The sequence below is a fragment of the Streptomyces sp. NPDC036813 genome, assembly GCF_055609245.1.
Genome location: NZ_JBVJPV010000016.1, coordinates 163,118 through 183,462, shown reverse-complemented (window position 1 = coordinate 183,462; position 20,345 = coordinate 163,118). Strand labels below are relative to the sequence as shown.

The window sequence follows — 20,345 nt, the reverse complement described above, 5'->3', positions numbered from 1 at the left end:
CGCGGCCGGGAAACGAACCGTGAGTGTCCGGAACGACACACCCCATACAATTTCAGACATGGCTTCTGTCGCGCTGGCCGTCACGGACGGCATGCTGCACTTCGAACTCGCCGTGGCGCTCGAGGTGTTCGGATCCGCACCGGCCGCCGTCAGCGTCCCCTGGTACGACCTGACCGTCTGTGCCCCGCACCCCGTCCGGCTGGGCCACTTCCGCCTCGCCCCGGACCACGGCCTCGACCATCTGCGGCGCGCCGGCACAGTGATCGTCCCCGGCTGGGCCGACGTCGACGTTCCCCCGCCCCCGGACCTCATCGCCGCGCTGCGGGCCGCCCACGACGGGGGCGCCCGCATCGTCTCCCTGTGCACGGGCGCCTTCGTCCTGGCCGCCGCCGGTCTCCTGGACGGCAGGCGCGCCACCACCCACTGGGCTCACACCGACGTCCTCGCCGACCGCCATCCCGCCGTCCAGGTCGACCCGGACGTCCTATATGTCGACGACGGCACCGTGCTGACCTCCGCCGGCAAGGCCGCCGCCCTCGACCTGTGCCTCCACGTCGTCCGCCTCGACCACGGCTCGGCGATCGCCAACACCGTCGCCCGCCGCCTGGTCGTTCCGCCGCACCGCGCCGGCGGCCAGGCGCAGTTCGTCACCGCCCCGGTCCCCGACCAGGACGACCACCCGCTCACCGCCCTCTTCCCCTGGATCATCGAACGCCTCGACCAGCCCCTGACGGTCGAGGACCTGGCCCGCCAGGCCGGCATGAGCTCCCGCCACCTCGGCCGCCACTTCCGCGCGGCCACGGGCACCACACCCCTCCAGTGGCTCCTCGCCCAGCGCATCCGCCACGCCCAGGAACTCCTGGAGAAGACGGACGACGACATCGACACCATCGCGAAGTCCACGGGCATGGGTACGGCCACGACGCTGCGCCGCCACTTCAACCGCACGCTGGGGGTGCCGCCGGACACCTACCGCCGCACGTTCCGCTCGCGGACCCGGGAACTCTCGCCGGGAAGCGCGTGAGCTCCCTGCCGCCGCGTGGCTACTCTGCTGCGGCTCCGTGTCCCCTGCGGGACCGCACCCACGGAACCAGGTACCAGACGGCCACCACCGACGCGGACGTCACCGCGGTGGTCAACCAGCCCTGAGGTCCGTGACAAAGCGCATGACGATGGTGAACACGGCCCAGACCGCCAGGCAGCGCACCGCTTGCGCGCACCTGCGATCGGCCCACCTGCGAGGCTGCGACCTCACCGGCGCAGACCTGCGGCAGGCCGAACTGGAGGGCGCACCGGCGAGCGACCTCACGATCTGGCCGACCGTGCCGAAATGGCCGACGCCACACCGGCCCCCTGTACCGCCCCCTCACCCGTGCGTGAACACGCACGCCATCCGGGTGTCCGGGTTGCTGCTCAAGCCCACGATCGCACCGCCGTCCGCCCGGTTCACGCGGGCGTGGGCACCCGCGAAGCCGCGCGAGGTGAGGAAGACACCGAGGACCGCGATGCACGCCTGGACCGCGCCGGTCGCCGGATCGAGGACCGGCTCGGCGCGCGGGGTCACCCGCTCCTGCACCACGTGACCCCGCTCGGCGGCCGTCGCCAGCGCCGCGCGCCACTCGGCGTCGGAGCACTCCCAGCCGGCGAAGGAGTCCAGGCCCCCGTGGCCCGCGCCCGGCTTGAGGATCAGCTCCTCGCGGCGCTCGTGGCACTCCGCCAGGAGAGCCGCAGGGGCCGCCGGGCCCAGCGTGCGGCTCCACGGCAGCACCCGTTCCACCAACTGCCGTTCCGCGTCGTCGAAGGCGTCCGCCGAGCGCGGGTCGGACAACATCGCGAGGGCGTTCTTGTGGGCGTACAACCCGCTCTCCAGCGTGGTGAACAGCACCGTCCGCCCCGCGTCGTGCGCGCGGAACAACTGCTCGGCGACCTCCGGGCCCGCCGGGTCGTCGAGCAGCTGGCTCGCGCCGAAGTTGCGCAGCACGAGGTCGAGGGGCGCGCCGTCCAGGGTCAGCTTCCCGTCGGACCGGGTGCGCAGCTGGTCCACCTCGCCGATCCGCACGTCGAGGCCCTGCATGGCCATGGCCTCCTGCATCGACCGCATCAACGGCCCGTACGAGGCCACGCCTCCGTGCCCCTCGATCAAGCCGATCACCGGCTCCACCGAACCGCCCGGCAGCACAGGCCGGGCCCGCTCGCGCAGGTCCTCCGCGAGCCGCGCGGCCGTGTCGACGTACTCCAGGCCGTGCGCGGCGGCGAAGCCTGAGAACTCCGGGACGCCGAGCAGCGCCGCGTTGCACACGGCCATGTCCATGCCGCCGATCTCGCTGCCGAGGTTGAACTCCAGGAGCCGGTAGCCACGTCCGTCGTGGTACGCGTCGGCGCGCCCCAGCTTCGCCGGGTACCCGTCCGCCGAGCGCCGCAGCAGGGCCGCGTGCCGGGGCGCGAGCCCGAGCGCGGCCGCGTAACGTTCCCGGTCGCCATCGAACAGGCGGTCCGGCAGCGAGACGAGAAGCGCGAACAGGTCCTCCACGTCACGTGCGAAGTCAGCAGTTTCCTCCGCCTCCACGAACCACGGCCGGTGCAGCAGATGCCTGCGCCAGGCGCCGCCGTACACGGGCGGCAGCGCGGCACGCGCGACCACGTCCCGCAGCCCCTCGTTCCCGTTCCGGCACTCGTCCACGTAGATGCGGCTCAGCTGTGTCATGAGCCCAGTCGATCACGGACCGGCGCACGAAGGGGAGGCCCGCGGCACGGGACGAAGCCCGGCGGCGATCACAACTGCCGTTTCCCGGCGGCGCCTTCGGCCACGGAAGGCGACCTCGACCCCCACCCCGCGTGCGCCCAGCGCCGTATGTCCTGCGTCAGCAGCCCCGCGCAGCACGCGGACGACACAACGCAGCCGAGCGTCACAGCGGCGACCGACAGTCGCAGTGCGACATGGTCGGGCGCCCCCGGCGGCGGTCCCAGCCGGTCGTCGACGTGGTGAACGGGGTCGACTGTCACGACGACCTGCGCTCCCACCGGCGACTGCTCCCCTCGCAGCTTGTGTGTGGAGCCGTCCGGAAGAGTCACGAAAACCCCGGAGGTGGTGCCATCCGGAGTCGACGACTCCCACTGTTCGGTCACGACACCGGTCGCCGCGATGCCGCGGTCATGCAGAGCCTGCTGGTCGGAGTCCTGCCAGCCGAAGAACAGAACACAGCCGAACGCACAGGTGGCGAGGAGGCCCAGGCCGAATCCGACGAAGATGTACGCCAGTTCACGGTCACGGGCATGCAGATACACAGCCGCCAGCACGGGGACGGCCAAGGACACCGTGGCCCCACCGCACCCCAGGAAGAGAGCCGACGGCTCCCGGTGCCCCTGGGCCCAAAGCGCCAGCGGCACCCACGCCATGAACAGGGTGAACCCGGTCGCCACGAACGACCCGACGGCGCACACTGCCAGCCACCGAGCAGCACGCCCGGCCGCCCGTCGCACGGTCAGCGCCCACGACCTCACCATGCCGCCGGCGTGACCGCGGCTCCCGCCCGCGAGCAAGCTGTCGGCTCGCCCCAGATCGAGCCAATGTCGGCGGCTCTCCCGGTGTCCGGCTCACCCCGGTGGACGGGCGCTTCGATAGTGGCCGAGGAAGCGGAAGCGGCCGTTCGTGGACCGGAAGAGATAGAGGGCGTCCTCGTCGCGCACGTAGGTGGTGGTGGCCGAATACCGCAGGGTCTTGGTGACGCCGCGGTACTCGGTGTCGCGCAGCTGGTTGAGGACAGCCGCGCGTGCCGCGCCGCTCGCGCCCAGTGCGGCCATCGCCGTGGTGACGAACAGTGCCGCGTCATACGCCTCGGCGGCGTACCAGGGCGGGGAGGCCGACCGGAAGCGTTTGCGGTAGGCGGTCACGAAGGGCTTCGCGGAGGACACCGCCACCGGGTCGATGAACACCGTCGCGAACAGCCAGCCCTCCGTGGCGAGTCGGTCCGCTCCCCGCAGGAACGCCGGATCCAGGGCGCGCTGCGTGGCGAGCCGCGCGCCGGAATAGCCGGCCGTGCGCAACGCCCCGGCCAGGCGCGCGGTGCGCTCGGGGCCGCCGGTGAAGACGACCGCGTCGACGTGGGAGTCGGTGATGCGGGTGGCGAGAGCGGAGAAGTCGCCGTCGGCTGCCAGGGTGCCCGACACAGGCGCGACCGTCCCGGCCGACCTCAGGCCCTCCGCGGCATAGGCGCAGACGACGGAGCCGAACGTGCCCTCCGTGCGGTCGTCGATGAGCATCGCTCTGCGCGCGCCGGGGAGACGGTTGATGCACGCGACGAGTGGGGCGGCCAGCGCGGCGTCCGACGGGTTCGTGGGCACGGCCTCCCGGGTGGTGACGGAGGACGCGGGCAGCTCGGTGGTGCTTTCGCCGACGGACACCCAGAGCATGGGCACCTGCGCGTCTTGATAGGTGCGATGGACGGCTGTCGCACACGCGTCGGTGGTCGGGCCGATCACCGCGCGGATCCTGTCGTCGGCAGCCAACTGCTCCGCGACGGCCACCGCCCGTTTCGCCAGACCCGCGTCGTCGTGGATGCGCAGGTCGAGCAGGAAGGGCTGCCCCGCGCGGGAGTTGAACGCGTCCACGGCGAGCAGCACGCCGTCGCGCTGGGCGATGCCTGCGGCCCGGCCAGGTCCGGTCAGATCCGCCTGGACGGCGATGGCCAGACGCGGCGGTTTCGCCGCCGTCCTCGATGGCGGGGCGCCCCGGCCGCCGTGTGCCGCCCACCAGGCCGCTGTGCCGCCGGCCGACACCACACCCGCCGCTGATCCCAGCGCGAGGAACCGGCGGCGCGTGTACCGGGCGGGTGGGACGGTGGTTCCGGCCGACGGTGCGGTCCCGGCCGGAGCAGGGGTGCCGCTTTCGGGTGTCGGCCGGCCGGCCGCGAGCCCGAGGCCCTCGGACACCTGCGTCGCCTCGACCGCGGGCAGCGCGAGGACTGCCGCAGAGCGATGGGCGATCAGCCGCATGACCGGCTCGGGCAGCCACGCGTCGCCCGTCAGCGGTTGCGGGGAAGACGGTCGTGCGTCGCCCGGCAGCGGTTCCAGCGGAGACGGTCGTGCGTCGTTCGTCAGCGGTCGCGGGGCGGGCGGCCACGCCTCGCCCTGCCTCGGATCCGTGGCCGTCAGCGCCCGGCGCACCTCGGCGGCCGTCGGCCGGGACCCCGGCTCCTTCTCCAGACACGCCCGCAGCAGTGAGGTCAGCCCGGTCGGCACACCGTCCAGGTCGGGTTCGTCGTAGACCGTGCGGGCCAGCATGCCGGCCGGCGAGCCCTCTCCGAAGGGCCGGACGCCGGTCACGGCGTAGGCCAGCAGACAGCCGAGGGAGAAGACGTCACTGGGCGGCCCGATCTGCCCGCCGCTGCCCCGTGCCTGTTCCGGCGACAGGAACCCGGGAGAGCCGACCACCGTGCCGGTGGCAGTGAGCGCCGTGTCCTCGGCTTCCCGGGCGATGCCGAAGTCGATCAGACGGGGTCCGTCATGGGCGATCAGCACATTGCCCGGCTTGACGTCACGGTGGATCAGGCCGGCCTCGTGCACGGCGTCCAGCGCCTCGGCGAGCCGGGCCCCCAGACGCCGTACCGGTGCCGGCGGCAGCGGCCCGCACTCCTCCACGACGTCGGCGAGCGCCGGCCCGGGTACGAACGCGGTGACCAGCCAGGGCAGGGCCGCGTCCGGGTCCGCGTCGACGAGCGGCACCACCCAGGGGCTGCGGACCCGGCCGGCCATCTCCACCTCGCGGCGGAAACGGGCGCGGAAGCCGGAATCGTCCGCGTACCCGGCCCGAACGACCTTGACGGCGACGAGGGCACCGCCGGGCGAGCGCGCCAGATACACCACGCCCATGCCGCCCGCGCCCAGCCGGTGCAGCACCCGGTGGCGGCCGACCCATGGCGGGTCGGTGGCGCGCAAGGGCTGCATCAGACCGGGACCTGGTACGGCGCCGGACCGACGTACTGGAACCTGCCGCCCGTGACCTTCCACAGGAAGACGCCACTGCCGTCGATGCGCAGCGCACCGGTCGCCGCGTCGAAGGCGAAGTTCTTCGTGATGCCCCGGTAGGTGACGGCGCGGACGGCCTCCGTCAGTTTCCCGCGGTTGCGCTGTGCGGCGGGCAGCGCCCGCAGGGCGCTCGTGACGAGGCCGGCCGCGTCGTAGGCCTCGGCGGCGTACCAGTGCGGTGCGGTGCCGAAGCGTCTGCGGTGGGCGGCGGCGAACTTCCGTCCCTCCGGTTTGACGGACGGGTCGGTGGCGGGAGCGACGATCGTCCAGCCGTCGGCGGCGCCCCCCGCCGCGCTCAGGAAGCGCTCGTCGAGGACGCCGTGAGCAGCCGCGCGCGCCCCGGTGAAGCGCCGCTCGTGCAGTTCCCTTGCCAGCAGCGCCGCCCGGTCGTGGTAGCCCGCGAACACGAGGGAGTCGATGCCCGCAGCGATCAGCTCGTCCAGCACGGCGGCGAAGTCGGTCTGCAGCGCGCTGACCACCTTGGGCACGGCCGGCCGCTGGGCCTCCCGCAGCAGCTTGCTCAACGGGCCGCAGAGCTCCCAGGCGTAGTCGTCCGCCTTCCGGTCGTCGATGAGCCCGACGGTCCGCGCGCGGGCCGTCCCGAGCAGGAACGCGCGCAGGTAGAACCCCAGGATCGAATCCTGGGGGCGGGCCTGGAAGAAGGACTTGTGCCCCTGGACGGACAGGCTGATCGCCCCCGGCGACACCGCGACGACCGGCAGCAGCGCGGTGTCGTACGTCGTCAGGGACACCGCTGCCGTGGCGTCGGTGGTGGGCCCGATCACGGCGAGGACCGAGCGGTCGGCGGCCAGCCGCTGCGCCGCGCGCGCTGCCTCGGCGGGGTCCCCACGGTCGTCCTCGGCCCGCACGGAGAGCGTGAACGGCCGGTCCGCGCGGGCGTTGAACTGCTCGACGGCCAGCCGCACACCGCGCTCCTGGGCCCTGCCGATGTCCTTGCGGTCCCCGGTCAGGTCGGCGTGCACCCCGAGGACGTACACGGGAAGCCCGCCGGCGGTGGCCGCCGGGGGGTCGTCGTCGCGGGTCACCGCCCACGCGGTGAGCCCGCCCCCGGCCGCGACGACCGCCGCGGCTCCGGCGAGCAGCAGCAACCGGCGGCGTCCCGGTGGTGCCGCGGCTTCCGCGGCGGTCTCGGTGGGCGCGCCGGCGGTGGGCACGGCCGCCGTGTCCACTTCGGTGGCGTCGATGTCCGGCAGTTCGAGCACGGACGCGGACCGTTCGGCGATCAGCCGGACGACCGGTTCGGGCAGCCACACGGGGGATTCCGCCTCGGGCGTGCCGCCCAGCGCACCACCGGCACCCTCTGCCTGGTCGGGCACCGGCCGGTCACCTTCGAACGCCGCCCTGACCTCGTCGGCGGTGGGGCGGTCCCGCGGGTCCTTCTCCAGACAGCCGCGCACCACCGCGGCGACGTCCTGCGGTACGCCGTCCAGGTTCGCGGGGTCGTGCACCGCGCGGAACATCAGCGCGTCGGGGGCGCCGGTGCCGAACGGGGGCCGCCCGGTCGCGGCGAAGGCGAGGACACAGCCGAGGGAGAAGATGTCGCTGGGCGCTCCCACCGACGGACCGTCGCCTGCCCGGGCCTGCTCCGGTGAGAGGTATCCGGGGGTGCCGACCACGATGCCGGTCGCGGTCAGCGCGGTGTCCTCCGGTGCCCGCGCGATACCGAAGTCGATCAGTCGTGGTCCGTCGAGGGCCAGCAGCACGTTGCCGGGTTTGACATCGCGGTGCACCAGCCCGGCCGTGTGGACGGCGTGCAGGGCCTCCGCGAGCCGGGCTCCCAGCACCCTCAGCCCGGGCTGTGCGAGCGGCCCATGGGCCGCGACGGCCTCCGCGAGGGACGGGCCGGGCACGAACTCGGTCGCGAGCCAGGGGGCCGCTGCCTCGGAGTCGGCGTCGACGACGGGTACGGCCCACGGACTGGTGATACTCCCGGCCGCGGCCACCTCGCGACGGAACCGCTCGCGGAAGCCGTCGTCCGCGGCGTACTCCTCCAGCACGAGCTTCAGGGCGACGAGGGCGCCGCCCCTGGAGCGCGCCAGGTAGACCGCTCCCATGCCACCCGCGCCGAGCCGGCGCAGCAGACGGTACTCCGCCACCCTGGCCGGGTCGGAGGTACGCAGCGGTTCCATCAGCCCACCGTCCCGAGCGACGTCCTGATCCTTTGCAGCATCCGCACCAGTCCGTCGATCGCCGTGCGGCTGAGCTGCTGCTGGGTGCAGCCGGCAGCACAGCGCGCCGACACGCCCACCGTCACCGTGCTCAGCCGGGCCACCAGCCACTGATACGTGAACTGGGCCTGGCCCGCGGCGCCTTGGCCGTTCGGTGCCGCGCCGCCCAGGTCGTAGTGGCCGGCTTCGTAGACGGTGTCGTCGGCGTATTTCTGGTCGCCCTTGCCGAAGGGGTTGCCGAGCGACCCGAGGCCCGTCACCCGCTCGCCCGACCTGATCTGCTGGTCCGGGCAGCGCAGCACCTCTTCGAGCGTGGTGCTCAGTTCCTGGTCGGCGCCGGTCAGGGACGCGTGGACGGTGACCATGGCGGTCACTTTGATCGTGGCGGCGTCCGTACCGCCGGGCAGTTCGCTGTAGCGCGAGACGCCGGCCAGCACGCCGGCGGGGGGTTTCTGCCGCTGCCACCGGCACGAGTCGTCCAGCACCGCCCAGGTGCCCGGGGCGCTCGCGGCCGGCTTCTGCGCCACGAAGTCCTGCCGCCACTCCTCGGGTCGCAGTGCGACCGCGTCGGCCAGCCGTTCGGCGTCCGCGGTCGTCCTGGGCACTTTGGCGGCGTCGGGCGTGAAGGGGGTCGTCGGGGACGCATCGGTGGCACCGCCCGCCGAGGTACTGGCGGAGGGCGTCACCGGCGAGCCGGTGGCTGCCGTCGCCGACGGAGTTCCCTCACGATGCCGCTGCCCCGCCGACAACCCGTCGCCGCCGGACTGTGAACAGCCCGCCAGCAGACCGGCCGTGACCACCACAGCGGCCCAGCGCGCTCTCTCCCGGCCCCCCGGCCTGCGTATGGAACGCATACTCTCTCCCCCCGGCACGGCGTCACGTCATCGGCACCCGCGAGACGGTCCCGGTCCCGACCGCCCCCACGGCCCTCGTCCCGGCCCCGCGACGAAGACCTCCCGCGCCATGATCGCGGCGGCCTCAAGCTAGCAGGATCGGCAGGGCCGTACCGGTGGAACGCCGCAGTTCGTCTGTCGGGGCGCCCGGGCGTGTCGCCCGTGAGGCCAGGCCGTGCCCTACCGGGCCCGGTGCGCGGCGAGTTGCTCGTGACCGCCCGCTCCCCACCTGACGGAACTCACCCGCAGGCCCGGACCCGGGACGGCGCCGCTCGCGGCCGGTTCGGCGCCACGTCATCGCATCACTGAACCGGCTCCCGTTCCACCGGCAGCCACAGCTCGGCATCCGCCACCTTGCCGTCCGTCGACATCCGCATACGCAGGATTTCCGGCCCGGGGCGGCTCCGGTACGGGTTGGACGGGAACCACTCGGTGAACACGTCCCGCCACAGCGCCTGGATCGCCTCCGGGGCCGGCCCCGAGGCGGTGAACACCGCCCATGTCCCGGCCGGCACGGGCAGCGTGGCCATGCCCTCCGGCGCCGAGGCCGAGGTGACGACCCCGTGGTAGTAGTCGAGTTCGGTGCCCTCCGTCCGGCTGGGGTCGAGGTCGTCGCAGACCGCGAGGATGCCGCGCGGCTCCTGGTCGGACAGTCTCTCCAGCAGCTCCCTCACCTGGTGGCCGATCCCGCGGACGAAATCGATGATCGCCTGGTTCGGCCCCGCGTGCACCAGCGGCACCCGGGCCTTCGCCCCGACGACGTTGAACTCCGGCTTGTGCACGACGCGGTAGCGCATGCTGCTGCTCCCGTCGACGACGAGGCGGAAGGACATCCGCGGCTGGGAGCTGAGCGCCGCACCGGTGCGCCGCGCCTCGCCGGGTCCGACGCCGTGCACGCTGCGGAAGGCCCGTGCGAACGCCTCTCCCGAGCCGTATCCGTACCGCACGGCGATCTCCAGCAGCGTCCGCTCACCGGCCAGTACCTCCGCGCCCGCGACGGTCAGCCGCCGGCGCCTGATGTACTCGGACAGCGGCATCCCCGCGAGCGCCGAGAACATGCGCCGCAGGTGGTACTCCGAGGTGGCGGCGACTCGCGCCAGCTCGCCTGCGTCGATGGAGCTGTCGAGCTGACCCTCGATGTGCTCCATGACCTGATTGAACCGCTCCAGCACCGTCGCCTCCAAGATCCGACCGACGATTCAATCAGGCGAGGAACCGCCCGCCCCACCCGAGAAAAGCGGTGCGGCAAGTGTCGGGTGGCCGTCACGGGCGGCGCCGCACGATGGAGGCATGGACGACACGACCTTGGTATCCCGCTTCCTCCGCGACGGCTTCGTCAAGCTGGAGGGCGCCGTCGCGCCCCGCGTGGCGGCGAGCTGCGCGCGGCTGCTGTGGCAGGAGACGGGCTGCGACCCGGACGACCCGCAGACGTGGACACGGCCCGTGCACTGGGTCGGCGGGATGGCACAGGGACCGTTCGCCGCCGCACCCAACTCCCCGGACCTGCACCGGGCGTACGACCTGCTGGTCGGCGCCGGGCGCTGGGAGCCGCGCTACTCGCTCGGCACCTTCCCGCTGCGCTTCCCGCACGAGGAGGAGCCCGACGACGCGGGCTGGCACATCGAGGGCAGCTATGTGGTGGAGGGCGAAACCTGGCCCTTCACCAATCTCCGCTCACGCGGCCGGGCCCTGCTGATGCTGTTCCTGTTCAGCGAGGTGGGGGAGGAGGACGCCCCTACCCGGATCCGGGTCGGCTCCCATCTCGACGTGCCGAAGGTGCTGGAGCCGTACGGGGAGGAGGGCGCGAGCGGCCTGGCCATCGCGCCGGACCTCGCAGCGGCATCCGCCCACCGCCCGCTCGCCCTCGCCACCGGTTCCCCGGGGGACGTCTTTCTGTGCCACCCGTTCCTGGTCCACGCGGCGCAACCGCACCACGGTGTGCGACCGCGCTTCATGGCCCAGCCGCCGCTGATGCCGGCCGCGCCGTACGAACTGGACCGGGCCGACGGCGCGTACTCACCCGTGGAGATCGCGATCCGCAGGGGCCTGGGACACGCCGCCCCCGGCCCCGCGGGTGAGGGCGCCGGACCCGCCGACCACGAAGCCCAGCTGCTCGGCGGCGGTCGGATCCACCGGTAGCCGGTGTCGTCGAGGGGCGGCAGGAGGGCCAGGGATCCTTCGCGGCCCCGACGGCCCCCGCAGGGGCCCCCGTGGACGAGGCTCGGTTCCGACGCCTTGTCCGGGGGCCTTCTGCCGGGCCGTGGCGGCCCGGGCAGGTGACGGGCGGCGGTTCAGCAGGCGCCGAGGTCCTGCCAGACGCCCCACTCGCCGGTGGTGCCGGGCTCCTCGCCCGTCGTCCACCACTTGGCCTTCCAGGAGTGGCCCTTGTACGACACCCGCTGGCCGCCGGTGTAGACCTTGTCCCGGGCCCACGGGGCATCCGTGCACTGGTTGCCTGAGCCGCCGGTGATGGTCAGCGCGTAGGTCGCCGAGTGGCTGCCCGAGGTGCCGGCGCCGGTCACGGTGACCGTGTAGGTGCCGGAGGCCGCGGCGGAGCTGGTGGCCAGGGTGAGCGTGGAGGTGCCGCCCGCGGTGACCGACGACGGGCTGAGGGAGGCGGTGACACCTGCCGGGGCCCCGGCGACGCCGAGTTTCACGCTCTGGGCGGCACCCGTCGTCACGGCCGTCTTCACCGTGGCCGTGACGGACTGGCCGGCGGTCACGGACCCGGAGGCCGGGCTGAGCGCGAGAGAGAAGTCGTCGGACGGGGTGGTGGTGCCGCCGGTGAACGGCGCGAAGACGTGCGTGAAGTCCCATGTGTTCTGCTGGATGCCCGAGCAGTTGTCCGCGGCGGCACCTCCGGCGCAGCTGCCGTTGTCCCGCTGCAGCGCCCAGAACGACAGGGTGTCGATGCCCTTGGAGACGGCCCAGTCGTACACGGTCCGGGCGTTGGCCAGGGTGAACGTCTCCGCCTTGCCGAAGTCGTCGACGCCGGGCATCTCCGTGACGCCGACCGTGTTCCACAACTGGGCCGGGCTCTTGCCCGGGTACAGCTCGGCGAGCAGGTCGTACAGGCCCTGGGCGGCGGTCTGGGTGTCCTTCGCCATGTCGTGGGCCTGGTTGTCGTAGTAGTCGAACGTCATGAGGTTCACGACGTCGACCCGGGTGCCGTTGCTCACCGCGTTGCGCAGCAGGGCCTCACCGGTGTCCCCGAGGCCGTGCGTGGTGGTCGGAAGGGTGTAGGAGATCTCGACCCTGCGCCCGCTCGCCGCCGCCCAGTCCTCGACCAGCTTGATGGCCTTGTTGCGGCGGTCGATGGCGGCGGAGTTGTCGAGCGAGTCGACCTCGATGTCCATGTCGAGCCGTGAGATGTCGTAGGTGGTGATGACCTTCTCGTAGGCGGCGGCGATCTGCTGGACGTCGGTGCAGCTGTCGGCGATCTCGGTGCCGGTGGTGTCGGCCGTGTAACCCCCGAACGAGGGGATGACGTCACCGCCGCTCGCCTGGATCGTCTTGATGTCGGCGCCGAAGGTCGAGGCGGCGATCGGCATGCTCGTGTCGCCGTTCCAGTACGGCGTGCAGGAGCCCTTGGAAGCGGTCTGCAGGAACGCCATCGTCAGGTGCTTGGCGCCGGACTGGGCGGACAGGGCGGCGGGGCTCTCGCCGGTCCATGCCTCGAAGTAGGGGGCGAAGACGTGGTTCGGCAGGGGGGTGGCGGCCTGGGCGGTGCCGGTACCCGTGAGGGCGAGGCCTGTCGCGGCCGCCAGGGTGACGGCGGCGGTGAGGGCTGCGCGGACGGATCGCACGAGTCTCATGTCAGTCCCGGTGTGTGGAGGGTTGGGACAACACCCCCGAGACGCGGGGGAGTTGCCGACTACCGGAATATCGCCGGAGCCAGGAGGCGGGTCAATGGTCTGGACCAAAATGGGACTAGACCAATCGGGGCTCTCGGGCTGCCCTCTTCCCAGGACAGGGCACCTGACAGCGGACTGGACCACGCGTGAACTTCCGCCACGACGCAGAACGGTCCAAGTGCCGGTACTGCGCCGGGGTGTTACCTTCCCTTCCCGTGATGGAGCACCAGGAGCAGACCCGGGCGGCCTACGACGGGGTCGTCGAGCTGTATGCGTCGAAGTTCGCCAACCGGTTGGAGACGCACCCCTTCTCGCGGAACATGATCGGCACCTTCGCCGAGCTGGTGCGCGGGACGGGGAACCCGCGGGCAGCCGACGTCGGGTGCGGGCCGGGCCACCTGACGGCCATGTTGAAGGACCTGGGGCTGGACGCCTTCGGGCTGGACCTCGCCCCGGGCATGGTCGACCACGCCCGGCGGGCCCATCCGGCGCTGCGGTTCGACGAGGCGCGGATGGAGGCCCTCCCGGTCGAGGACGGCGCGCTCGGCGGCGTGCTCGCCCACTACTCGATGATCCACACTCCGCCCGGAGAGTTGCCCGCGCTGCTCGCCGAGCAGGTACGTGTGCTGGCTCCGGGTGGCCTGCTCCTGGTCTCGTTCTTCGCGACCGACGGACCGGAGCCGGTCCGCTTCGACCACAAGGTGACGCCCGCCTACAGCTGGCCGGTGGACCGGTTCGCCGAGCTGCTGGCCGGCGCCGGACTCGTCACGTTCGCCCGGCTGATCCACGACCCGGACACCGAACGGGGTTTCCTGGACGCCCACTTGCTGGCTCGCCGCCCGTAGGCCGTGTGCACGAGGCGGCACCGCAGCCGCCTCGTCGTGCGGCCTTCAGAAGGCTCGCCGTGGGGACCGTGCGATCACCTAGTACCGCAGGGCTCTGGCGACTTCGGCGCTGACGGGGCCGGACAGCTTGCGATTGCTGTGGGCGGTGGCGGTGCCCTCCTTTCCGGCGGGCACGCCGTCGACCGTCACCACCGTGATGTCCAGGAGATTGCCCGCCTGGTCGCGGAGGTTCACCTGAACCACGAACGACTTCGCCGAGTCCGCAGTGTTGTGCACGGTAACGGCTACGGTGCTTCGACCGTCGTCGGCCGGTGTCGGCGCGCCGAGGCGTACGTCGTTCTTGGCGTTGATCCCACCCTTCACCTCGTCCAGGCGCCGTCCGGCTTCGGCCGAGGCCGAAGCCAGTGCCGAGGCGCCTTCGGAGGCCACGGAGGCCACGGCGGAGGAGGCCGCGGACGCCACCGACGAGGCGGCTGAGGCCGCCTTGCTCCCGCCCGTCGCCGGTGCTCCCGTGTCGTCGGAGCAGCTGGTCATGCCGGCCACGGCGCAGGTCACGAGCAGCACAGCCGCGGTGCAGCGTGCGCTCGTCTTCCTCAGGCGTCCTGCCACATCTTCTCCCGTGCTGGACCGGTGGTGAGACTCCCAGTGAAAGACGCCCGGCCCGTTACCGCACGCCCCACGGGGACGCGTCAGGGCAGTTCCACCCGAATAGCGCGGGCCGCTCCGCCAGGTGACACCTTTGAGACTGCGCGTCAGGTGACACCTTTGAGACTGCGGCGTCAGCCCGCACCCGGACGGACGCAGTGGTGCGAGGCTCCCGAGCCGAGCCGTCGCAGCGCAAGCCCAGCCGACTCCGGCGAAGCCGGGCGCCGGGGAGCAACGCGCCGCCGGCACGCCGAGCCGGGCCCCGCCGAGCGGCGCCCCTCCGAGCCGGGCCCCGCGGGTCCGTGTCCCGAAGCGAGGGGGGCCTTTTGGACTCACCCGTTTGCCTGCAGGCGGCGCAGGGCGTCCTCGGAGTCCCGGTCGTCGGGCAGGTAGGCCAGGAAGTGGTGACCGGGCTCGTCCACGGCGGCCAGCTTCACGTACCGCAGGCGCAGTTCGCCCACGGCCCGATGGTGGAAACGACGGACCGAGGGCTGGAACCCGGATGTCTCCCGGCGCTCGTACCAGCGGGCCGCGTCACCGTCCGCCAGCAGTTCGGCGATCAGTTCGGCGAACCGTGGATCGTTCGGCCGGCGAGCGGCTCGTGACCGGAACTGGCCGAGCAGGGCGCGAGCCTCGTGTTCCCAGTCGGCGAGCAGGGTGCGCGCCGGCGGCCAGCGGAACACCAGCCAGAGGAGGTTGCGCTGCTTGGGGTGCAGCCGCGCCGGATCGGTCAGCAGCGCGGCGTACCCGGCGTTCCATGCCAGCAGGTCCCAATGCGGGTCGAGGACCACGGCCGGGTGCGGTGTCATGGCCTGCACCAGACTGAGCAGGTTGCGTGACACCCAGGTGGGAGCGTCGGCGGGTGGCCCGCTCTCCTCCACGAACGACAGGACGTGCGCGGTTTCTGCGGCGTCCAGTCGCAGCACCCGCGACACCGCGCGCAGCACCTGCTCCGAGGTCCGCACCCGGCCCTGTTCCAGCCACGTGTACCAGGAGACGCTGATGCCGGCGAGTTCCGCGACCTCGGTCCGCCGCAGCCCCGGGGTCCGGCGGCCGCGGGTCTCCGGCAGGCCCACGTCTCCCGGCGTCAGCCGTTCACGGCGGGACCGCAGGAAGGCCCCCAGTTCACGGCGGGGGGACCCGCCCGAGGGCGGGGATACGGCGCTCACCGTCCACCACGCCGGCGGCCGGCCCCGGCCGGCGAGGAACCGCGCTCCGCACGGGCCGGCGCCCAGGTGTCCAGGGGTGACGGCCTGCCGCGCGTCATCGTGCCTCTCCTCCGGACAGCGGGCGTCCGCCCGAACGCGGGCGCCCTCCAGTGATGCTGCCGCAACCAGGCGCGATGCCGAACCGGCAGACGGTGAGTGATGGTAATAGCCGACGCCCTCCGCCCCGCGGGGCCCGGTGCTGAACTGGTGACGGACCGCCTCCGCCCAGCAGCGGTCCTCTGTCACCCGTTCTCGTCGAACCCTCTCGGAAGGGAGCGTCCGCCCGTGACCACCACCGCGTCGACACCGGTGGCAACCTTGCCCGCGTCCTCCCTGCGGCTGTTGCGCACCGCGGGATTCGTCAGCAACTTCGACCGCTTCTGCATCGCGCCCATGCTGCTTCTCATCGGCCCGCGGCTCGGGGCACCGCTGCCCACCGTGGTGCTGGCCGCGAGCGGCTATTACCTCGCCTACGGGCTGATGCAGCCGGTGTGGGGGATGGCCGGCGACCGCTGGGGCCGGGTGGGGGCGATGCGGGTGTCGCTGACCGGCGCGGCACTGGCCGCCTTCGCCTCGGCTCTCGCTCCAGGCGCTCACGTGCTGATCGGGGCCCGCGCCCTGGCCGGCGCGTTCTTCGCCGCATCCATCGCCGCCTCGCTCACGTATGTGGGCGACACGGTGCCCGCCGCGACACGGCAGCGTCCCCTCAGTGAGCTGATGACGGCGTTCGCGCTGGGCACCGCCGTGGCCACGGGTGTCGCCGGAGCACTGGCGCACTACCTCACGTGGCGGCTGGTGTTCGCGCTGCCCGGGGTCCTCTCCGCGTACCTGGCGGTGGCGCTGCGCCGTCTGCCCGAGCCCGAGCGGGCCCGCCGCGGATCACTGCTCGCGCCCTTCCGCGTGGTCCTGTCCTCCCGGTGGCAGTGGTACGTCATGGCGGTCGCGATGCTGGAGGGGGCGGTGCTCCTCGGCTTCCTGACCTACCTGGCACCGGCCCTGGAAGCGCACGGAGTTCCCGCCACCTTGGCCGGCGCGGTCGTGGCCCTGTACGGGATCGGTTCCATGGCCGCGGCGCAGGTGGTGAAACGACTCGTCGGACGGTGGTCCCCGGTGGGCCTGATCGCGGCCGGCGGGGTGCAGATGGCTCTGGCGTACCTGCTCGCCGGCTACAGCCAGTCGACCGGGGCGCTCGTCGTGGTCGCCCTGTTCCTCGGGGGTGGCTGGTCCTTCATGCACTCCACGATCCAGTCGTGGGCGACGGCCCTGTGCCCGGCGGCCCGCGCAACAGGCGTGGCCATGTTCGGAGTTGCCCTCTACGTGGGCAGCGCCATGGCCACCTGGCTGGCGGCCTCCACCGCCCGGGCGCACGACTACCGGCTTCTGTTCTGGCTGGCGGCGCTCCTGACCGTGCCCCTGACGGTGGCCGCGGCGGCGGGCCGGGCACGCTACCGCTGAGGGGCGGTTCGAGCACGTCGGCCACGCAGACCGGGTTCCGCAAGCCGGGCGCAGTCGCAGGGCACCGGCGTGCATCCGGGGCCCCGCGATTGACGGGTGCGGATCGTGGAAGGAGAGCTGGGCAGGGGCGCACCGCACCCTGCGTACGGGGAAGGAGACCTGCGCATGGCTACAGACGCCAGCTCCATCAGGATCACAGGGAAGGTGCAGGGGCGGGACATCATCCTGACCGGACCCCTGTCGAAGAACGAGATCCGGGACAAGGTGTGGTGGTGGCAGCTCCCCGATTCGGAAGAGCCGCACGAGGGCGATGAAGTGCCCCGCCCATACGACGAGTCGGCTCGCGACGTGATCGCCACCCCCGGCGGCTACTACGAGATTCCACGCGACCGCCACGCCTTTGAAGCGAGCGAGCTGATCGACATGCTGTACGCGGAACTCCACCCCGCGGAGTGAAGGAGCCGCACCAGCGGTGTCGGACGAGGGAGACTGCCCGGCTTTCTCCGGTGAAGCGCGACGGTACAAGCCGCCGTCATCGGCGGAGCGGCCAATCCTGGCCGCCCCGCGCCGATCGCCCCGGTTCCGGCCGGCGCACCTGCGAAGGCGGCAAACGCCAACCCGTACGAGTCTTGCGCCGGCGATCCCGTCAACTGCGTGGACCTGAGGGGTGCTGCCCTCCTCGTGGGCGGCCGGTCCGGCACCTGGGCGCCCTGCCGCGGACCGCGTCAGTGTCGAAGCCTCAGACGGCGCCGCCATGAGCTGGGGCCGGTCTCGGTGTCGCTGATGACCGCAGGCTCGTGGGAAGGGCCGGGCTCAGTGAAGTAGGCACTGTCCTTGGGGCGGTTCCGGTCCGTGGTGGGGCGGGGGCGTGGTGCCGGTTCCAGGTGGGGGATGTACTTGGAGCAGTGGACGTAGGCTTCCTCGACCGTGAGATGGACCCACAGGTGGGGTTGGCGAGCGGGCGCTGCGTCGATCGGCAGATCGGGATACCAGGTGCGCAGTTCGGGGTCGGTGTAGAGCCGGACGGTGCCGTTGACATGCAGCCCTATGTGGTCATGGGTGAAGTCCATGAACAGCATGCCGAGATGGGGGTTCTCGGTCATGTTCCCGGCGCTGGCGAGGACGCCGTTGCCGCGGTACTCGGGATAGGCCAGCGTGCGGTCGTCGAGGGATACGCAGAATCCCGGCGGCCCGGAGCGGAAGCTGGTGTCGCAGGCTCCCCGGGAGTCCGCGGTCGCCAGGAACAGCATGCTCTGCCGGGCTATGAACTCCCGCATCGCGGCCGTCAGGTAGGGGTGGACCTGGCGGTCGTAGAAGCCGGCCGCCCGGTCGGTGGTGCCGAGTTGCTGCTGCAGCAGTCGTTCGCCGAAGGAGCCGGTCGTCTCGGGGCCGTTCACAGCTGGTCGGTCTCCTCTTCGCGCGGGGGCGGCCCGAGCGGGGCGGTCAGGACGGGCGTGTCCCAGGGGTCGTAATGGATGTGACGAGGCGGAACGCCGTGCCGTCGCAGCGCCTTTACGGCGTCACCGAGCATCTGGGGTGGGCCGCACAGGTACGCCTCGTGTCGGTACCAGGGACCGAACTCCGCCAGCACCTCGGGAAGGGTGCCCTCCAGTCCCGCGATGCGCTGGTGGGAGACGGCGGCTCGGACGCGGAGCCAGTGGTGGCGCTGGGACATGCGCAGCATGTCGTCGAGTCCGTACAGCTCGTCCGCCGTTCTGGCGCCGATGAACAGACTGACTTCCTGGGCGTTGCCGACGCCCTCCCGGGCGGCCTGCTCGATCAGGGCGCGGATCGGGGCGAGGCCGGTGCCGCCGGCGACGAAGAGAAGGTCGCGGCCACCGGTCGGATGCAGGACCATGTCACCTTCCGGCGGGCCCAGCCTGATGGGGTCTCCCGGACGGGCGTCGTGGACCAGTGCGTTGCTGACCTTGCCGCCGGGAACGGCACGGACGTGGAAGGTCAGCCGGGAGTCCGGCCGTGGTGCGTGCGCGGGGGAGTAGTGCCGCCACAGCCTGGGAGCCCAGGGCGTTTCGATGCTCACGTACTGGCCCGCCACAAAGGGATACGGCAGCTGCGGCTGGACCGTGATCTCAGCTATCCCGTGACCGCGGTGCACGCGCTCGACGATGTGCGCGTCCCAGACGGCCGGCCGGTGCTGCGCATCGTCCTCGGCGGCGCGGATCATCACGTCCGCGGCAGCGGTGTAGGCGCGCTGCCATGCCGCCGCCAACTCCGGGCTCCAGGCCGGCCCCGCGTAGTGGGAGAGGGCTTGCAGCAGGCATTCGCCGACAGCCGGGTAATGAGCGCTGTGTGTGCCGAACTTGCGGTGGCCGCGCCCCAGACGAGAGCAGAACGCGATGAGGTTTCCGGGGTCGTCGACCAGCTCCACGATGCGCAGAAGAGCGCGTACGAGACGTTCCCGCTGGACATCGAGTTCGGCGGGGAACAAGCTCCTGACCTGTGGGTAGCGTGTGAAGAGAATGGCGTAGAAGTGCGCGGCCAACTCGTCTACGTGGGGTGCGACCACCGCGAGGCTGGCCCGCACCAGGGCGACGTCGTCAGCGCTGACAGGGTGGTGGCCGGGCGCGATGTGACCGGGGAGCGGCGCGGGAGTCGGGTGGGTTGCGACGGCCCCGCTCCATCCATCCTCAGGTCCGGGCGGTGTGTCCGCGTTCCAGGTGTGGTGCATGTACCCCTCTCTGCCCCTCACTGCCGCTCCCAGGCCTGTTCCGCTGCCGGAGTGGCACTGCCGTGCCCGGAACGGACTTCACCGTGATGTGGCATCGGTGCGACATGCCTGCCACCAGTGCGCCGGGAAGCGCTGTCCATGAAACGCACTTACCTTTCTCTCGCCACGTCGGAACGCTCGACAGGAACAAGGCGACTTCGTCGTCGGGCGTTGGGCCGAAGCCGCCAAGAAGCGCCGCTCGGGCGAAAGCTTCTCCGCGGACAGGCCGGCCACCCGGGACGGACGGCCGCCGGGCGCCCGTCACCCTAGCGGTCGCGGACGTCGGCCTTTGAGCGGGGAGGTCCTCGAAGGGGTACCCGCCGGTAGGTTCTGCGTCTCCAGGTCGCGGTCCGCCGGGCCTTCACGACCGGCGGCCCTGTCCTCCTCGACGTCCTCTCCGACCCCGAAGAGGTCGCGGTGTCCGCGAACCCGACCGTGTCCCAGGGGTGAGGCTATCTCCGGAGTTTCACCGGCGAGGCCGCGTGGGTGGTCCGGGCGCCGATC

The 20,345-nt window shown here is 72.3% G+C and carries 16 protein-coding genes and 1 pseudogene; 6 read left to right on the top strand and 11 right to left on the bottom strand.

Translation table 11 applies throughout. The features are described 5' to 3' along the window. The first annotated feature begins 58 nt into the window (after nucleotides 1-58). Both ACZ67Q_RS30070 and ACZ67Q_RS30065 read left to right on the top strand, forming a co-directional pair. Nucleotides 59-1,024: a helix-turn-helix domain-containing protein gene (locus ACZ67Q_RS30070; RefSeq protein WP_471188474.1), complete on the top strand. Its 966-nt coding sequence runs from the start codon at nucleotides 59-61 to the stop codon at nucleotides 1,022-1,024. Nucleotides 1,025-1,166: 142 nt separating this feature from the next. Continuing rightward, nucleotides 1,167-1,280 (top strand): annotated as a pseudogene (locus tag ACZ67Q_RS30065) (pentapeptide repeat-containing protein); the annotation flags it as partial. An 86-nt stretch (nucleotides 1,281-1,366) separates the two neighbouring features. Here the strand turns inward: ACZ67Q_RS30065 and ACZ67Q_RS30060 are convergent. The 6 genes from ACZ67Q_RS30060 to ACZ67Q_RS30035 all read right to left on the bottom strand — a co-directional run bounded on the left by ACZ67Q_RS30060 (nucleotide 1,367) and on the right by ACZ67Q_RS30035 (nucleotide 10,278). Continuing rightward, entirely contained in the window at nucleotides 1,367-2,704 is a 1,338-nt protein-coding gene (locus tag ACZ67Q_RS30060; RefSeq protein ID WP_471188472.1) for a hypothetical protein, read from the bottom strand. Between the two features lie 68 nt (nucleotides 2,705-2,772). Then, a complete protein-coding gene (locus tag ACZ67Q_RS30055) occupies nucleotides 2,773-3,504 on the bottom strand; it encodes a hypothetical protein (RefSeq protein ID WP_471188470.1) in 732 nt (243 codons plus the stop codon). 90 nt (nucleotides 3,505-3,594) lie between these two features. Further along, nucleotides 3,595-5,943: a bifunctional serine/threonine-protein kinase/ABC transporter substrate-binding protein gene (locus tag ACZ67Q_RS30050; RefSeq protein WP_471188468.1), complete on the bottom strand. Its 2,349-nt coding sequence runs from the start codon at nucleotides 5,941-5,943 to the stop codon at nucleotides 3,595-3,597. Beyond that, nucleotides 5,943-8,174, bottom strand: a complete 2,232-nt coding sequence (locus ACZ67Q_RS30045; protein ID WP_471188466.1) for a bifunctional serine/threonine-protein kinase/ABC transporter substrate-binding protein — start codon at nucleotides 8,172-8,174, stop codon at nucleotides 5,943-5,945. The genes ACZ67Q_RS30050 and ACZ67Q_RS30045 overlap by 1 nt, the downstream gene beginning before the upstream one ends. After that, nucleotides 8,174-8,818 carry a hypothetical protein gene (locus ACZ67Q_RS30040; RefSeq protein WP_471188463.1) on the bottom strand — a complete coding sequence of 215 codons (645 nt, stop codon included), beginning with the start codon at nucleotides 8,816-8,818 and terminating at the stop codon, nucleotides 8,174-8,176. Before ACZ67Q_RS30040 ends, ACZ67Q_RS30045 begins: the two co-directional genes overlap by 1 nt. Nucleotides 8,819-9,408: 590 nt before the next feature. Beyond that, the gene (locus ACZ67Q_RS30035) at nucleotides 9,409-10,278 is read right to left on the bottom strand and encodes an AraC family transcriptional regulator (RefSeq protein WP_471188639.1); all 870 of its coding nucleotides are present in this window, start codon (nucleotides 10,276-10,278) and stop codon (nucleotides 9,409-9,411) included. A 118-nt stretch (nucleotides 10,279-10,396) separates the two neighbouring features. Here ACZ67Q_RS30035 and ACZ67Q_RS30030 point away from each other — a divergent pair, with 118 nt between their 5' ends. Beyond that, nucleotides 10,397-11,245, top strand: a complete 849-nt coding sequence (locus tag ACZ67Q_RS30030) for a phytanoyl-CoA dioxygenase family protein (RefSeq protein ID WP_471188460.1) — start codon at nucleotides 10,397-10,399, stop codon at nucleotides 11,243-11,245. A 152-nt stretch (nucleotides 11,246-11,397) separates the two neighbouring features. Here ACZ67Q_RS30030 and ACZ67Q_RS30025 read toward each other — a convergent pair whose 3' ends face one another. Further along, nucleotides 11,398-12,921 carry a glycosyl hydrolase family 18 protein gene (locus ACZ67Q_RS30025; RefSeq protein ID WP_471188457.1) on the bottom strand — a complete coding sequence of 508 codons (1,524 nt, stop codon included), beginning with the start codon at nucleotides 12,919-12,921 and terminating at the stop codon, nucleotides 11,398-11,400. A 257-nt stretch (nucleotides 12,922-13,178) separates the two neighbouring features. On the opposite strand from ACZ67Q_RS30025, the gene ACZ67Q_RS30020 reads away from it, so the two are divergent. Then, entirely contained in the window at nucleotides 13,179-13,805 is a 627-nt protein-coding gene (locus ACZ67Q_RS30020) for a class I SAM-dependent methyltransferase (protein WP_471188636.1), read from the top strand. Nucleotides 13,806-13,883: 78 nt separating this feature from the next. On the opposite strand, the gene ACZ67Q_RS30015 is transcribed toward ACZ67Q_RS30020, so the two are convergent. Both ACZ67Q_RS30015 and ACZ67Q_RS30010 read right to left on the bottom strand, forming a co-directional pair. Next, a complete protein-coding gene (locus tag ACZ67Q_RS30015; protein ID WP_471188455.1) occupies nucleotides 13,884-14,414 on the bottom strand; it encodes a hypothetical protein in 531 nt (176 codons plus the stop codon). A 368-nt stretch (nucleotides 14,415-14,782) separates the two neighbouring features. Continuing rightward, a complete protein-coding gene (locus ACZ67Q_RS30010; protein WP_471188453.1) occupies nucleotides 14,783-15,619 on the bottom strand; it encodes a helix-turn-helix domain-containing protein in 837 nt (278 codons plus the stop codon). 324 nt (nucleotides 15,620-15,943) lie between these two features. On the opposite strand from ACZ67Q_RS30010, the gene ACZ67Q_RS30005 reads away from it, so the two are divergent. Both ACZ67Q_RS30005 and ACZ67Q_RS30000 read left to right on the top strand, forming a co-directional pair. After that, the gene (locus ACZ67Q_RS30005; protein WP_471188450.1) at nucleotides 15,944-17,113 is read left to right on the top strand and encodes an MFS transporter; all 1,170 of its coding nucleotides are present in this window, start codon (nucleotides 15,944-15,946) and stop codon (nucleotides 17,111-17,113) included. A gap of 165 nt (nucleotides 17,114-17,278) precedes the next feature. Beyond that, entirely contained in the window at nucleotides 17,279-17,569 is a 291-nt protein-coding gene (locus ACZ67Q_RS30000) for a hypothetical protein (protein ID WP_471188448.1), read from the top strand. A gap of 269 nt (nucleotides 17,570-17,838) precedes the next feature. Here the strand turns inward: ACZ67Q_RS30000 and ACZ67Q_RS29995 are convergent, their stop codons facing one another. Continuing rightward, nucleotides 17,839-18,510 (bottom strand): pyridoxamine 5'-phosphate oxidase family protein, encoded by a 672-nt coding sequence (locus ACZ67Q_RS29995; protein WP_471188445.1) that lies wholly within the window; start codon nucleotides 18,508-18,510, stop codon nucleotides 17,839-17,841. Then, a complete protein-coding gene (locus ACZ67Q_RS29990) occupies nucleotides 18,507-19,802 on the bottom strand; it encodes a globin domain-containing protein (RefSeq protein ID WP_471188443.1) in 1,296 nt (431 codons plus the stop codon). The genes ACZ67Q_RS29995 and ACZ67Q_RS29990 overlap by 4 nt, the downstream gene beginning before the upstream one ends. Nucleotides 19,803-20,345: the final 543 nt, after the last annotated feature.